9 protein-coding genes are annotated in these 14,957 nt (G+C 61.5%); 5 read left to right on the plus strand and 4 right to left on the minus strand.

Features of this window, described 5'->3' with window-relative positions; genetic code table 11:
- Positions 1-7: 7 nt before the first annotated feature.
- Positions 8-2,905: a TonB-dependent receptor plug domain-containing protein gene (locus C725_RS09415; protein WP_008602341.1), complete on the minus strand. Its 2,898-nt coding sequence runs from the start codon at positions 2,903-2,905 to the stop codon at positions 8-10.
- A 113-nt stretch (positions 2,906-3,018) separates the two neighbouring features.
- The gene (locus tag C725_RS09420) at positions 3,019-4,413 is read right to left on the minus strand and encodes a M24 family metallopeptidase (protein WP_038282753.1); all 1,395 of its coding nucleotides are present in this window, start codon (positions 4,411-4,413) and stop codon (positions 3,019-3,021) included.
- Positions 4,414-4,822: 409 nt separating this feature from the next.
- Here C725_RS09420 and C725_RS09425 point away from each other — a divergent pair, with 409 nt between their 5' ends.
- Positions 4,823-5,908 carry an alpha/beta fold hydrolase gene (locus C725_RS09425; RefSeq protein ID WP_008602347.1) on the plus strand — a complete coding sequence of 362 codons (1,086 nt, stop codon included), beginning with the start codon at positions 4,823-4,825 and terminating at the stop codon, positions 5,906-5,908.
- Between the two features lie 269 nt (positions 5,909-6,177).
- On the opposite strand, the gene C725_RS09430 is transcribed toward C725_RS09425, so the two are convergent.
- Both C725_RS09430 and C725_RS09435 read right to left on the minus strand, forming a co-directional pair.
- A complete protein-coding gene (locus C725_RS09430) occupies positions 6,178-7,632 on the minus strand; it encodes an amino acid permease (RefSeq protein ID WP_008602349.1) in 1,455 nt (484 codons plus the stop codon).
- A 130-nt stretch (positions 7,633-7,762) separates the two neighbouring features.
- Positions 7,763-8,782, minus strand: coding sequence for an Ldh family oxidoreductase (locus C725_RS09435; RefSeq protein WP_008602350.1), 1,020 nt, complete (start codon positions 8,780-8,782; stop codon positions 7,763-7,765).
- A 410-nt stretch (positions 8,783-9,192) separates the two neighbouring features.
- On the opposite strand from C725_RS09435, the gene C725_RS09440 reads away from it, so the two are divergent.
- From C725_RS09440 to C725_RS09455, 4 genes are all read left to right on the plus strand, one after another.
- Positions 9,193-10,914 carry a DUF885 domain-containing protein gene (locus C725_RS09440; protein ID WP_051051327.1) on the plus strand — a complete coding sequence of 574 codons (1,722 nt, stop codon included), beginning with the start codon at positions 9,193-9,195 and terminating at the stop codon, positions 10,912-10,914.
- A 10-nt stretch (positions 10,915-10,924) separates the two neighbouring features.
- Positions 10,925-11,440: a YybH family protein gene (locus tag C725_RS09445; RefSeq protein ID WP_008602354.1), complete on the plus strand. Its 516-nt coding sequence runs from the start codon at positions 10,925-10,927 to the stop codon at positions 11,438-11,440.
- A 37-nt stretch (positions 11,441-11,477) separates the two neighbouring features.
- On the plus strand, positions 11,478-13,115 hold the full coding sequence (locus tag C725_RS09450) for an amidohydrolase family protein (protein WP_008602358.1): 1,638 nt from the start codon (positions 11,478-11,480) through the stop codon (positions 13,113-13,115).
- A 111-nt stretch (positions 13,116-13,226) separates the two neighbouring features.
- Positions 13,227-14,912, plus strand: coding sequence for an amidohydrolase family protein (locus C725_RS09455; RefSeq protein ID WP_008602359.1), 1,686 nt, complete (start codon positions 13,227-13,229; stop codon positions 14,910-14,912).
- The last annotated feature ends 45 nt before the right edge of the window (positions 14,913-14,957 follow it).

A 14,957-nucleotide genomic window follows, 5' to 3' on the forward strand; every position in this document is an offset into this window, starting at 1 on the left:
GGAGACTTTAGAAGTGCAGCCGTGCACCCATGACGTACCGGCGACCGAGAACGTCGTAGAGACCGACATCCACGTTCGCGTCGCCGGCAAGCGCGGTGCCGAGCACGGTCGGTTTATTGTCGGTCAGATTGTTGATGCCGCCGAAAATCTCGAGATTCTCCAGAATTCCGTACTTGGCGAACAGATCGACATACCATTCGGCCGGAATGTCTTCGACCGCCGCGGACACGTCCGGATTGAGGTCGAAGCCGTCGATCATCCGGGCCTGCGCACGAAAGCTGAGGGGCCCGGACGCATAGTTCGCGCTGATGTTCAGCTTGAAGTCCGGGATCAGGATCGCCCCTGTGCCTCCGCCGCAGCCACCGCCCATGATGCCTGCGCAGTCGAGCGGTTCTTCGCCGTCCAGGATGGCGAGCGACCGTTCGAACAGCCAGCTGCCGACGACCTGCAGCCCCAGCGTGGCCGGTCCGCTTATCTCCACAGCGGCGGGTAGATCGAGCGCGTAATCGACCTGCGCATCAAGGCCGTTCACCTTCAGCGCACCAAGATTGAGGAGGTTCGTCTCGATGAAATCGATCTGTCCGTTCGACAGCCGGTTGACCGCCTGACACGTCGCTGCGCTGGCATCGAGACGGCGGAAACAGTCGCGCAGGGTCTGGTCGCCGTTGATAGTGGCGATGACGTCGTCGACCTCGACATTGAAATAGTCGATGGCGATGTTGAGACCGGAGGCGACGAAGTCCGGTTGGATGACCGCGCCGATCGTATAGGTGGAGGATGTCTCCTCCTCCAGATTGGGATTGCCGCCGGTCCGGACCGTATAGCCCACGGTGCCCTGTGCGAAATTGTCGATATCGCTGGCAGGGACGCCTTGCGCCACGCAGAACTGCTTCTGCGCGTCCGTCGGATTCTCCGCAGCGGCGCAGGGGTCGTTCCCGCCCGTGTAGGAGAAACTGACCGGCGCATAGAGTTCATTCAGGTTCGGCGCACGTATGGCTTGGTTATAGGCCCCGCGGAAGCGCAGCCAGTAGGTCGGCGCATATTCGCCGCCGAGCTTCCATGTGAAGACGCTACCGATCGTCGAATAGTCGGAGAGGCGCGCTGCGCCCTCCAGGGCTAGTGTATCCGCCCAGGGTAGGGAATCGAGGATCGGCACGCGAACCTCGCCAAAGATTTCGCGGACGTCGAAGTCGCCGCTCGTCGCACTTTGCGAACTGTTGCCATATTCCCCAGCCGCATCCTGCGGGCTTGGCGTAAACTCATAGTCATCCTTGCGATATTCCGTGCCCAGCGCGATCGCCACCGGACCGGCGGGAAGGTCGAACAGTTCACCGCTGATGGACGCGCCTGCCGTCATCCTGTCGAAGATCTGGAAGTCTGCGCGGTCCGGCGAGATAAAGGCGCCGGCCTCCGGTGTGATGCTGTCGAAGCCGAAGATACTGACCGGAACACAGCCACGCGATGGATCGACACAGACGATATTCCCGTCTGCATCCGTCGTCGCATTGAGCGCCTGCGACAGCCGGGCGGAGGATATCTGCCCCGTCTGAAGCTGGTCGGTGCGCGTGCGCTGATACTGGAAGAACGCGTCCCAGCGCCAATTGCGGTCCATCACGTCGAAGTCTCCGCGGAAACCGCCGGTCAGATCGTAGGAAGTGCGTTCGAAGGCATAATTGCGCGGTCCGAGTTCGTTCGCGCGGCGACCGGCCCCGACGATCTCGGCATCTCCGTCGCCATCGGGATCGAAGATGTTCGCATTCGAGACGAAGAAATCACGCACAGGGTCGCTAAGAACCGGATTGGTGGCATAATTCGGAAGCAGCAGTGTGTTGCCGCCGGCGATTGACGGCGTGACGGGCGAAAACGCCGAAGACGCTTGCTGATATTCGTTGCGGTTGGTCATGAAATACCCCTCCGCATAGGCCGTCACATTGTCGGTCACGTCGTAGTGCCCGAGCGCGGTGATCTGCGTGCGTTCGAGCGGCCGGAGGAGGTAGTTGCCCTCGGCATAGTCGAACGCGTCCTGCGGCGTGCAATAGGTCGTCGGCTGCCCGCCCTCCCCGAAATAGATGCCGGTGATGGAACTGCAGTCTCCGGACGGCGCGGCAACGCCGGTCAGACCGGCAACGGTTCCGGCGCTGAGCCCGATGCGCGTTCCTGGTACGTTGCCGGAACCGCCAGGAACCAACTCTCCATTGACGGTATCGAGCGGCGGCGCGGAGAAGTCGCGGTCCTCCTGAAATACCGGGTCCTGCGTGGTATAGCTGAGCGACATGGTGACATTGCCGCGCCCTTCATTGAGGTCGGCGCCGAAGGTGACATCCGCCTTATGCGAAATGCCGTCACCTTCCTCGTTGATGCCGTACATGTAGTTCGCCTCGAAGCCCTCATAATCCTCCTTGAGGACGAAGTTCACGGCGCCGGCGATTGCGTCCGAACCGTAGACGGCCGAAGCGCCGCCCGTGATGATGTCCACGCGCTCGATCAGCGCATCGGGTACGCTCGAAAGGTCGACCACGCCGTCGGCATTGGCGGGAATGAAGCGCCGGCCGTTGACCAGCACCAGCGTTCTGGTCGCACCCAATCCGCGCAGGTTGGCCGTCAGAACGCCCGACCCGCCGCCCGAGTTGACGCTGCTATTGTTGCCGCCGGCAAGCTGCGGAAACTCGTTCAGCGTATTTTCGATGGTGAAATTGCCGGACAGGTCGAGCGCCTGCTCTCCCACAGTGGTGATCGGGCTGGGCGCATCGAGATCGGTTCTTGTCAGACGCGAACCCGTCACGACGATGACATCGCTCATCGCCGCAGGTGGCGATGCCGGTGCCGCCACGTCCTGTGCCTGCGCCGCGGCCGACGCGGTCCAGGCCGCGAGCATTGCGCCCGTCGACAGGATCGTCGATCGCATGAACGGTCCCAAGCGCCGACGGCTCGTAGACTTAAAAGCTGCTGTTCTCACTGAACCCCCCTCTTTCGAAAATGACTGGCCTCCCCCCGGATCCATTCACTCCGCCGGCCCCACTAGATGTCGATGAACGCCCACTCCTCACTCCATGGTAGCCGCGACATCTGCAGGGACGGTCCCTCGTCCTGCACAATGAATCCGTCCGAAAAGTTCGCGCCGACACCGGTTTGCGGGTCGAAAAGACCCGGCTCGACCGAAAACATCATGCCGGTGTCGAGAATGGTATGATCGCCGAGGGCGAGATAGGGCGGTTGGTGCCCCTCCATGCCCTCACCATGCGCGGGCCGGTGATAGATATAGTCCTGCAGACCCCGGCCAACCTGCAATTCATGGATCGCATAAGCGACGTCGGCGCACTCCGTGCCCTTACGCGACAGGTCCTTCTGCATCAGGCATGCATCGCGTGCGCCCGTCCATATCTTCTCCATATGCGCGGTACGGGGCCCGATCATGTAGGGGCGGTAACATTCGCCGCCACAACCACCGATGCGGACGACACCCGACACTTGAAGGGCCTGGCCGCGCTCCACCTTGTTGTAGTAGAATTGGTTCGGATGCGGATAACCGGTCGGCTGGCCGGCGCGGCATTTGACGCCAACGCTGACCCCCACCGCGCTGTGCGGCTTTCCGTCGAAATTCAGATCGTTCATGATCAGATCCGTGCCGAATTTCTCGGCGGCGTGGGCGACCTCATAATCGACGAGATCGGTTCCGTGGGTCAGGATCAGGTCCCGCGCAAAGGCGTGGATACGATCGAAGTAGGAATAGGCGCGCCGCGTCAACGCGATCTCCAGCGGCGTCTTGCGCATGCGCATCGCCAGACACAGGTCGTCCGCGGCGGCCATCGGCGAACCGAGGACGTCCACCACCTTCTTCTGCGCCGTCGGAACCAGTTCCTTGTCCACCGCAAGCGGGCGGCCAGCGAACCCGCGGCGCTTCAGTCCCTCCATCAGCCAGACCCAGAGGTCGCGTGTCGGCCCCTTCTTGACGATCCCTTCGTTCGGCATGGCGCCGGCGACATCGAGCCAGTCGAAATACATGTCGCCGTCCTCGAACCACCAGCTGCGGATCAGGTCGCGGTCGAGCGCAGGATAGAACCAGATCGGCGAGGAACCCTGGGTCGGGATGAAGCAATGGATCATCCGCTCCGTCGTCGTGTGCCAGAGACCCGTAAAATAAATGATGTTCCACTGGTTGGTGAGCAGAATGCCGTCATAACCGGCGCGCTCGAGCTGCGCCTGCAGTGTCCGCGTACGTTCCTTGCTCCAGTCCAGCGGCAGCCGATCGATGGTGGCCGGTGCCGGCCCGTCATCAGGCAGAAACAGCGATGCGGATCGGCTGCCATCGACAGAGGCCCCGCGCTCCTGTGCGGAAAGCGCAAAGGGCTGCGCTGCTCCGGCCGCAGCCAGGAGACCGGTGCCGCCGGCCAAGATGTTGCGCCTGCTCAACATGACAGTCCCCTTCCCTCAATCCCACTAAACCGTATACCAAATAATATATGCTGGCAAGGCTGTTGGGAATTTAAGTTTTTTCCACGCAGCCAACCGGGTCTTTATGAATCTTCTGGGATCGTTATGGGTATTTATATTACTTTCGACAGATCTACCCGCTTCTACGGAAGGCTAGAAAAAAGAACGGGATATGAGTTACGAAGCCCCAACCCGGGGTTCAGCAACGCACAAAATCAGACGAGGGAGATCGAACATCGTGACAGGATCGAAGGGGGGCGCAGGACGCTCCGAAAACGCTGTCAGTCTTTGGAACACCAGCCGCGGCACGAAGAGGAAGGTCAGCGCGACGTGCACTGCAATTCTTCTCGGGCTTAGCCAAAGCGTAAACGCCCAACCGGCGGGTCAGGCGGTGGAGCAATCCAGCCCGGCAGTTCCCGCCGCTCCGCCAACGGACGCGGCGAGCATCGCGGCTGAGGCCGTTCCCTTCGACGCGACCGCTGCCAAGGAAGCGGATTTCCTGATCGATGGTTTCACGTTCGGCACCGGCGAGACACTGGACCAGCTCCGCATTCATTATCGAACGCTGGGCACACCCCACCGCAACGCAGATGGCCAGATCGACAATGCCATCATGATTCTTCACGGAACCGGTGGTACCGGAGCGCAGTTCCTGCGGCCGCGCTTCACCGATCTTCTATTCGGACCGGGACAGCCCCTCGACGTCTCACGCTACTACATCATTCTCCCGGACAATATCGGTCATGGCGGTTCGACGAAGCCAAGCGACGGACTTCGCATGGATTTTCCGGAATATGATTACGACGACATGATCGAGGCGCAGCGTCGGCTGCTGCGCGACGGTCTGGGCGTCGAGACGCTCAGGCTCGCTTTCGGCACTTCCATGGGCTGCATGCACATCTTCGCGTGGGCCGAAAAAGATCCCGATTTTGCGAAGGCCGCCATGCCGATGGCCTGCCAGCCTGCGGAAATCGCCGGACGCAATCGCATGTGGCGTGCCGCGGCCATGGACATGATCCGCACCGATCCCGCTTGGCAGAACGGCGATTACCAGACGCAGCCGGTCCACGGCATTCGCGGCGCCACCTATCTGGGCATCATTGCCGGCTCTGCGCCCGCCTTCCTGCAGCGGGAGTATCCCACGCGCGAAGCTGCCGAAGCCTATTTGAAGGAGCGGGTCGAGAGTGCGGTGCCCGCCATCGATGCGAACGATTATTTGTATTATTTCAACTCGTCACGAAACTACAATCCATGGCCGGATCTCGAAACGATCCGTGTTCCCATGACGTGGATGAATTCCGCGGACGACTTCATCAACCCGCCCAGCCTGCAACTCGCCGAGGCCGCCGCCGAACGCATGCCGACGGTGCGTTACATTCTGATACCCGAGGATTTCGAGACCCAGGGGCATAGCACCCATACTTGGGCAAAGTTCTGGCGCGACGAGCTTGTCGACCTTATGGAACGAACGGAGTAGGCGACCCGCCGCCCCGCCTGGCCGGCGTCGAACCGTTCCTGTTCCGACATGCCTTCGCCCAGACGCGCCAATTGCGGGAGCGGCACGGTTGACCTCCCGTAGCTCAGGATCAGCGGCGTCGTCACGGTCGGCGGCATGTTGTTCAGCACCGTCTGCAAAGTGGACGTCATCTGGGCCGTGGCGGTGCCAATATCGGCATTGGGGTAGAAGAAGATCTTGATGATGCCCTTTCCCGGAAGCGATGGCGTGGCATAAGGCGTGGATTCACATCATTTCGGCGCCGGTTCCAGAGAAGCAACAGCCTCGCCCCCTTCCCGGCGCAGCGCGCTGTGGGTGCGACCGTAAACTAGATAAACCAGCAGACCCACCGCGTTCCATCCCGCAAACCGTATCAAGGTCAGCGTCGGCAAACTCACGAGCAGGTAGACACAGCCGAGGATCGCCAGGGCGCCGACAAGATAGGGCTGCGGGCACCGGAAAACGCGCGGAAGGTCCGGCGCGCGGCGGCGTAGGACCATCAGGCAGGCACCGACCAGAATGAAGGCCAGCAGCGTTCCGGCGTTCGCGAGTTCTGCGATCTCGTCCAATCGGAAAAAGCCGGCCACGGCCGCGACGAAGACGCCGGTGATGGCCGTGATCAGGACCGGCGTGCCCGATCGGCGTGAAACCCTGCTGAGACGCTGCGGCAGCAGGCCATCGCGCGCCATGACGAAGAAGATACGGCTTTGACCGTACATCATCACGAGGATGACCGAAGGGAGCGCAACAAGCGCCGCCATGCCGATCAGCCACGCGGCGAAGGGGTGGTCGAGTGCCCGCAGCACGAATGCCAGCGGTTCCTCCGACCCGGCGACGAGGACGTGGTTGACGGCGCCGACGGCGGCAATGGCGACCGCCATGTAGATGAGGGTGCAGGCCGCCATGGAGCCCAGGATACCGATTGTCAGATCCCGTCCGGGATTTTTCGCTTCCTCCGCCGAGGTGGCAACCGCATCGAACCCGTAAAATGCGAAGAAGACAATTGCCGCCGCCGCCATGACCCCGCGCGTCTCTCCACCTATGACATGGCTGCCGAAGCCGTATGGCATGAATGGCTGCATGTTCTCTCCGGTGAAGGATGGCAGCGCCAGCGCCACGAACAGAGCCAGCGCCGACATTTTGATGACGACGAGGAAGATGTTCAGCGTCGCGCTTTCACGCGTGCCCGAAATAAGCAGTCCAGCGATCGCCAGCGCCACGAGAACGGCCGGTAGGTTGATAATGCCCCCCGCGTGCGGTCCGGACAGCAGCATCGGCGGCAGATCGACACCCGCCGCGCTGATCCAGCCGACGAGATACGCCGACCAGCCCACCGCTACCGTGCTGCAAGCAAGCGAATATTCCAGAATAAGGCTCCAGCCGACGACCCATGCCAGAACCTCTCCAATGACCGAATAGGTGTAGGTATAGGCGCCGCCCGCCTTCGGGATCAGGGTCGCGAGTTCCGCATAGGCAAGCGCCGCGCAGGCACATACCAGGCCCGCAACGGCAAAGGACAGGATTACGGCCGGCCCCGCGCGCTCGGCGCCGACACCGGTCAAGGTATAGATGCCCGTGCCCACGATGGCGCCAATTCCCATGGCGATCAGGTGCGGCCACGACAAGGTCGGACGCAGGCGCCGGTCACGTTCGAGTATGGTCTCCACACCGATCGACTTGACTGGCCCTAAAACCGGATTGGGCATCTTCACTTCTCCCCCTTGCACGGATCGCGCGAAACGCAGGAACCGGCCGCCACAATATTGTATACCTTATTCCGAACGCGCAAGGCTTAACGGTGGGGATCAGTGGCTGACTGCCGCATCTTTCGCCGTTCTAGGCATAGCTCACAATCTCATCATACAGTTGCTTCGGCACGGTGACGCCTTCGACGGCACTCCGTCGCCGGCTGGCATAACGCCGCTCGGAAGGTAAGCGCGCACCCTGCGCGAGGATCGCTTCGAAAAGGCCTTCGGCGCGGGCGATGTGCGCCGCCGCCGCTTCGCCAAGCACCCCTTCTGGGTCGATGGCAATGATGATCTCACCGCCGAACGGCGACGCCTTTGCACCATCATCATAAGACAGCGATTCGGCGCTCGTCATGTCGCCGATCAACGGTCCCGCCAGCAGTTCGACCAACGCGGAGAGGGCCGATCCCTTATGTCCGCCGAATGTCAGCAGCGATCCTGAGAGCCCCGCGGCCGCATCGGTGGTCGAACAACCATCCTCGTCGATCGCCCAACCCTCCGGAATCGGCTTTCCGGCACGGGCATGCAGTTCAATCTCTCCGCGGGCCGCGGCGCTGGTTGCGAAGTCGAAAACGAAGGGGTGTTCGCCGGGACGCGGCCAGCCAAACGCTATCGGGTTCGTGCCGAACAGGGGGGCGTTGCCGCCGGCTGGCGCGACCCAGGCATGGCTGGGCGTGCAGGCGAACGCGACCAGTCCCTGCTCCACGACCGCCTCGATTTCCGGCCACAGGGCGGCGAAGTGCACGCATCGGTTGATCGCCAGGATTCCAATTCCATAACTGCGCGTCCGCTCCACGAGGCGCGGAAGGCCGGCTGCGAACGCCGCCTGTGCGAAGCCGCCATCCGCATCGATCCGCGTAACGGCCGAGGCCGCGGACAATTCCTTAGGCACGGCGTTCGGGTTTACCTTCCCTGCGCGCAGCGTCTTTACGCAGTTCGTCAGCCGATAGATGCCGTGCGCGGCGCACCCGTCGCGTTCGCCGGCCAGAATGGTGTCGGCGACGAAATCGACATGCGCCGGGCCGAGGCCGTTCGCCTCGAGAACCCGTACCGCCAGCGCGCGGACGTCCGTCAGGGAAAGGGAAATCCGTTCCGGTTCATCATTCATATGGCAACACCTGTTTTTTCTTCTCTGTCATGTCTCCGCCCATCGTCAGCACCCTGCGAGACAGGCGCCTCACGATCCACCAACCAAACGGGTTGACGATCTCACCGTCAAGTATATCGTATACGAGTCGGGAGGGGAAAGCCTTTGACGCGATTTCTGATGCGGCCAAGCGATGAGGACGGGTGTGCGCACTCGGCGCCAGGCTGGCGGCTTGCCTGCGCGCACCCGGGGCCATCCATGGTGAGAGCTAAATCGCCGTTCGGACCGAGGCCGCGCCTGACGGCTGCGCCCTCACCCTCCTCCTCATCGCCGCCAACGTGCAGCCTCAATTTGCAGGAAGCAGAATCTTGAAGCACCATATTTTCCTATTGTCCGGCCTCGTCGCGCTCGTCTCGGGCTGCGGTTTTCCCATGTCGGCAGTGGCACAGTCGGCGACGATCTCTGCCGAGCAACCCGAAAGCGACGCAGATCGCGCGCTGCAGGCGCTTTACGAGGCGGAATGGGAATGGAGCCTGCAGGAATTTGCCGAAGAAACCGATGAGAATGGCAGATCCGAGCCCACCGATCACCTGCCGTCCGTCACGCCTGAGGCGCAGGCCCGCAGGCTCGCCTACTGGACGGATGTCCTGGCGCAACTCGAAAAGATCGACGTGGACCGCCTGTCGCCCGAGGAGCGGATCAATTACGCCGTTTTCCGCACAAAGATCGCGGCGGATGCAAACAATCTGCGCTACAAACGGTACGAGCGGCCGTTCAACAGCGACACGTTCTTCTGGGGCGGCCTGAACCCGCGCACCCCGCCTTCAGAGGCCGATGAGTATCGGAAGCTTCTCGGCCGCATGCGAGACATTCCACGCTATTTTGACGAGAATATCGAGAATATGCGGGCAGGACTGGCGCGCGGCTTTACCGTCCCCAAGGTTTCCACCCTTGGCCGTGATGAGACGATCGTCCCCTATACTGATCTGGGATCAGACAATCCGTTCATGAAAACCTTCATGAACATTCCCGATTCCGTGCCTGCTGCCGAACGGAAACGTCTGGCTGCGGAGGCTGAGCAGGTGGTTCGCGATATCGTCGCGCCGGCCTATGCCAAGTTGCTGACCTTCATGCGCGAGGATTACATTCCGAGCGCGAATGAGGACATCATGGCGGAGAACCTTCCGGACGGTCCCGCCTTTTATCAATCACAAATCCGCGAATACACGACGCTCGACATGACGGCTGAGGACATTCATGAACTTGGATTGAAGGAAGTCGCCCGCATCCGGGCGGATATGGACGCGACCATTGCGGAAACCGGCTTCGATGGCAGCTTCGAGGAGTTTCTGGAGTTCCTTCGCACGGACCCGCAATTTTATGCGAAAACACCCAAGGAGCTTCTGTCCTTCTCCGCCTATGTCGCGAAGCGCGTGGACGGGAAGCTAAAGGACCTGTTCACGGTCCTGCCCCGCTACCGCTTCACGGTCCTGCCGGTTCCGGACGAGCTGGCACCGATCTACACGTCGGGTCGCGGCGGCCTCGAATCCTGTTTGATGAACACCTACGATCTGCCGTCGCGCCCCCTCTACAACCTGACCGCGCTGACGTTGCACGAGTGCGTGCCGGGTCACAGCCATCAGGCAGCCATGGCGCTGGAGGCGCCCGACCGGCCGGATTTCCGGCGCCAGACCTATTTCTCCGGCTATGGCGAAGGGTGGGGGCTTTATTGCGAGTGGCTCGGCACGGTGCTCGGCGTTTACGACACCCCTTATGAAGAGTTCGGGCGGCAGACCTTCGAGATGTGGCGCGCGGCGCGTCTCGTCATCGACACCGGCATCCATCACTATGGCTGGAGCCGCCAGCAGGCGATCGATTATCTGCTGGCCAACACCGCCCTTGCCCGCATCGACGTTGAAAATGAGATCGATCGCTACATCGCCTGGCCGGGTCAGGCGCTCGCTTACAAGCTGGGCGAGATGACCATTCGCGACCTCCGCGCCAAGGCGCAGGCAGAACTCGGCGATGATTTCGATCAGCGGCCGTTCCATGACGCGATCATCAACATGGGATCGGTGCCGCTCGACACGCTTGTCGCGGAAATGGACCGCTTTATTCAGGAACAGAAGGCCGGGGCCGATGCCGCGCCGTAAACGAGCAGCAGTGTCCCGCGCCGTCCCGGTCGCCCTGCTGCTTTCAGCCATGGCGGCCTGCTCCCAGCCGTCGCCGGCACGCGACCAGAATAGCGCTGAAGGATTTGACGAAGCCGCCGAAACCGAGGCCATTCGCCAGGCAAGCGAGCGCATGTCGGCCGCCTGGAACGAAGGCGACTTCGAAGCCTATATGGACGGCTTCCTGAACCCGGACGTGGTGTTCGTGTCGCGCGGACGCTTTCAGGACGGCTGGCAGGGCACGCTGGACCATTATGTGCGAGATTACGGCGCATCGCCGGAACAGCGCGGCGAGCTTCGATTTTTCGATTACCAGATATGGATGCTGGCGCCGGACGCGGCGCAGCTCATCACCCGCTTCCATCTCGATCGACCGGAACATCCACTGTTCGGTATCAACACGCGTCTGATGCGCAAGGTCGGCGGCAAATGGGTGGTTGCGCTCAATCATGTTTCAGCAGTGGAAACGCCTTTCGAGGACTCGCCGGAGGACGAAGCGGGAAACTGAAGGGTCGGGGAACCAGGGGACAGTAGGAGGGGATCACATGAAAAACGGGAACGCGCGCACGAGGTTTCTTGCCGGCTTTATAGGCGCGGCGCTGGCGGGAACGCTGCTGGCGGCGCCGGTTTCGGCGCAACTCGGCACCGTCGAATTGAAGCCCAATCCGTCCAGCACGCAAACCTACGGCGATCTGGCACAGGGGCCTTACAAGAGCCTTGTCCTTCGCAACGTGATGGTGCTGCCGGGTCATGGCGGACCGGCGCGCGGCCCCTATGATATTCTGATCAACGGGAACGTCATCTCGAAATTGCAGCGGTACAATCCGCATGCGCCGAATGCAGAGGAGAACCGTCTGACCGGCGAGCGCATCATCGAGGGCGACGGCAAATATGTCATGCCCGGCATGCTGAACCTTCACCTGCATCTGCGGGAGGACGAACTTCCTCTGGATTATATATATTATCTGCAACTTGCGACTGGCGTGACATCGGTGGGTCCTGCCGAATCGGAGCGCGTGCAGCCGACCTTGGCAGATGTGAAGGCGAACCGCATTCTGGCACCGCGCCTGTTCCCGATCTACGGATGGGGCAGCCTCACCGATTATTCCGACGAAGAACTTCGCGATCCGGCCATGGCGGAGGAGGTCGCCGAGGCCATGGCGGCAAAGGGCGTTCGGCAAGTCTACTTGAACCAGCTTGCGTGGGACCGCGATCTGTTCGGCGCTGCGGCGGAGGCAGTGGATGCAGCCGGCGGACTGACCGCCCTCCATGTTCAGCCATCCAGTACCTCGCAGATCAATGCACTCGACGCTGCCAAGCTGGGTGTCACGATGATCGTTCACCACTACGGCTATGCGGAATCGGCGCTTGATCGCGGGGTGCAGGATTATCCTCGCGACTATAATTTCTTCGACGAGAATGCCCGGTTCCGAGAAGCCGCCCGCGTTTGGGAGGAAGTCGGACGCAATCCCGAAACGCGCGAGCGCCTCTTGGGCGACGTTGTCGACGAACTCATCGAGACCGGCGTGATCATGCAGCCCAACCGCGCCACATACGAGGCGAACCGCGACATTGTCCGGGCGCAGGGACTGCCGTGGCACGAAAAGTATACGCATCAGCAATTGTGGGAATGGCACCTGCCCAACCCGGAGAACCACGCCGCCTTCCAGTTCGACTGGACTTCGCAGGATGAGGCATCCTGGTCCTACCTCTATAGACTATGGGGCGACCTGATCTTCGAGTTCAACAAGAAGGGCGGCATGATCGCCTACGGCACGGACGACAATTTTCAGTGGTCGACCGGCGGTTTCGGAAACATCCGCGAGCTGCAACTGCTCCTCGAAGCAGGCCTGCATCCTCTCGAGGTTCTTCAAGCCGCGACATATAACAGCGCCAAGACCTTGAAGGAGCCCAGGCTGGGTCTGGTGCAGGAGGGTTATATCGCTGACCTCCTGCTGGTCGACGGCAATCCCGCCGAGGACTTCAAATATCTTTATCCCTTCGGCTCCATCAAGATGGACGAGAGCCGTCAAATGTACCGGACGCAGGGGATCGTGCACACCATCAAGGACGGCATCGTCATCAACAATGCCGCGGTGATGGATGAGGTGGCGAGGATCGTGGCCGAGTCCAAGACGGGCGCCGAACCCGACATTGTCACCACGCCCTTCGTCACTGAATAAGGGTGGGCGGAAACGCCGGAGGGAATTTGGTCGGGCCGGCGGCAATGTTACCGGCCCATTTAGCTGCGGGGGGCAGCTGACGCATCGATTTTGAACAGGGGGACCAAAGACATGTTTTCCAGAAACGCTTTACCTCGGAACGCCATTGCCCTCGCCCTGTGCGCCTTTGCGCTCGGCGGCAATGCGCTTGCGCATCAGGACCCGGAGCCGGAGACTGTAGAAGCGGTCAAGCCGCGCGCCGGGGCCAATCCTGCACCGCAACGGGGCGCAGAGGAGGGCTTCGGACCTTATAATCGGTTCGTGATCCGCGGCGCGACGCTGATTGACGGGACCGGCGCACCGCCGCGGGGACCGGTCGATATCGTGGTCGAGGGCGATACCATCGCCGACATCCTGCCGGCGGGTACACCCGGCCTCCCTATGGTCGAGGGCCGGGAACCGCAGGATTTCGACTATGAACTCGACGCTAGCGGAATGTTCGTCCTGCCCGGGTTCATCGACATGCACGTTCATGGTTCGACGGCGGACAAGGCCCCGGATCTGTCCTACTCCTACAAATTGTGGCTGGCGCATGGGGTCACGAGCGTCCGCGGAGTGGACTTGGCTCCATTCGAAATCTCGCTCAGCGAACGCGTACGATCGGAGCGCAACGAGATCGTGGCGCCGCGTATTTTTGTCTACCAACGCCCCGGGCAAGGCGATGGGTGGACAGGCGGACGCACGGACACGCCGGAAAAAGCTCGTGAGTGGGTACGCTGGGCCGCCGGCCAGGGAATCGACGGCATCAAGATCTTCAATGGCGACGACCAGCCGCCCGAAGCGGTCGAAGCCATTCTGGATGAAGCGCAGAAACTGAATCTCGGGACGACCGCGCATCTGTCGCAGATCGGCGTCGGGCGCATGAACGCGCTGCAGGCCGGCCGGGCGGGTTTGGGTACGGTCACGCATTTCTACGGACATTTTGAATCGATGCTCGAGAACGGCCCGGTGCAGAATTGGCCGGTCGACTATAATTATCAGGACGAGCAGGATCGCTTCGGCAACGTCGCAAATCTGGCAGCGGAAAGTTTCGATGCCGGTTCCGACGAATGGTGGGACTATCTGAAGGAGCAGAAGGAAAACAACGTCACCTTCGATCCGACGATGACGATCTACGCGGCCGGACGCGACCTGATGCGTGCACGGAATGCCGACTGGCACGACAAATACACCATGCCGCAGCTTTGGAACTTCTATAGCTCCTCGCGGATCAATCACGGCTCCTACTTCTACGACTGGACCACCGCCACGGAAGTCAAATGGCGAAATTTCTACAAGAAGTTCATGCGGCTGATGAACGACTACAAGAATATCGGCGGACGGGTGACCACCGGATCGGATTCCGGTTTCATCTTCAAGCCTTATGGCTTCGGTTATGTGGAGGAATTGGAATTGCTGCAGGAAGCCGGCTTCAATCCCTCACAAGTCATTGTGGCCGCTACTCTGAATGGGGCCCTCACCCTCTATGAGCCGAAAGGGGAAATCGCACCGCCGATCGGGACGGTGCGCGTCGGCAAGCTGGCCGACATGGTCATCGTAAAGGAAAATCCGCTTCAGAATTTCAAGACGCTCTACGGAACAGGGGCACTTCGACTGAACGAAGACACGCAAAAGCTGGAGCGGGTCGGCGGCGTTCGCTACACGGTCAAGGATGGCATCATCTACGACGCGAAGGTCTTGCTAGAGGATGTCGCCGAAATGGTGCGATCCGAAAAACGACGACTGGGAATGCCGGAAGAGGGCCTTCCCCGCCAATAAGCCGGGGCCGTTGGCCGGGCGTCTGCCGCAGATCGGCGGGCGCCC

Origin of the sequence: Pacificimonas flava, assembly GCF_000342165.1 — a bacterium.
Lineage (GTDB): Bacteria > Pseudomonadota > Alphaproteobacteria > Sphingomonadales > Sphingomonadaceae > Pacificimonas > Pacificimonas flava.

Excerpts from the sequence above, each read along its gene's own strand:
- C725_RS09430 (WP_008602349.1), bottom strand. The coding sequence starts at position 7,632 with ATGCCCAATCCGGTTTTAGGGCCAGTCAAGTCGATCGGTGTGGAGACC.
- C725_RS09435 (WP_008602350.1), bottom strand. The coding sequence starts at position 8,782 with ATGAATGATGAACCGGAACGGATTTCCCTTTCCCTGACGGACGTCCGC.
- C725_RS09450 (WP_008602358.1), top strand. The coding sequence starts at position 11,478 with ATGAAAAACGGGAACGCGCGCACGAGGTTTCTTGCCGGCTTTATAGGC.
- C725_RS09455 (WP_008602359.1), top strand. The coding sequence starts at position 13,227 with ATGTTTTCCAGAAACGCTTTACCTCGGAACGCCATTGCCCTCGCCCTG.
- C725_RS09420 (WP_038282753.1), bottom strand. The coding sequence starts at position 4,413 with ATGTTGAGCAGGCGCAACATCTTGGCCGGCGGCACCGGTCTCCTGGCT.
- C725_RS09415 (WP_008602341.1), bottom strand. The coding sequence starts at position 2,905 with ATGCGATCGACGATCCTGTCGACGGGCGCAATGCTCGCGGCCTGGACC.
- C725_RS09440 (WP_051051327.1), top strand. The coding sequence starts at position 9,193 with ATGTCGGCAGTGGCACAGTCGGCGACGATCTCTGCCGAGCAACCCGAA.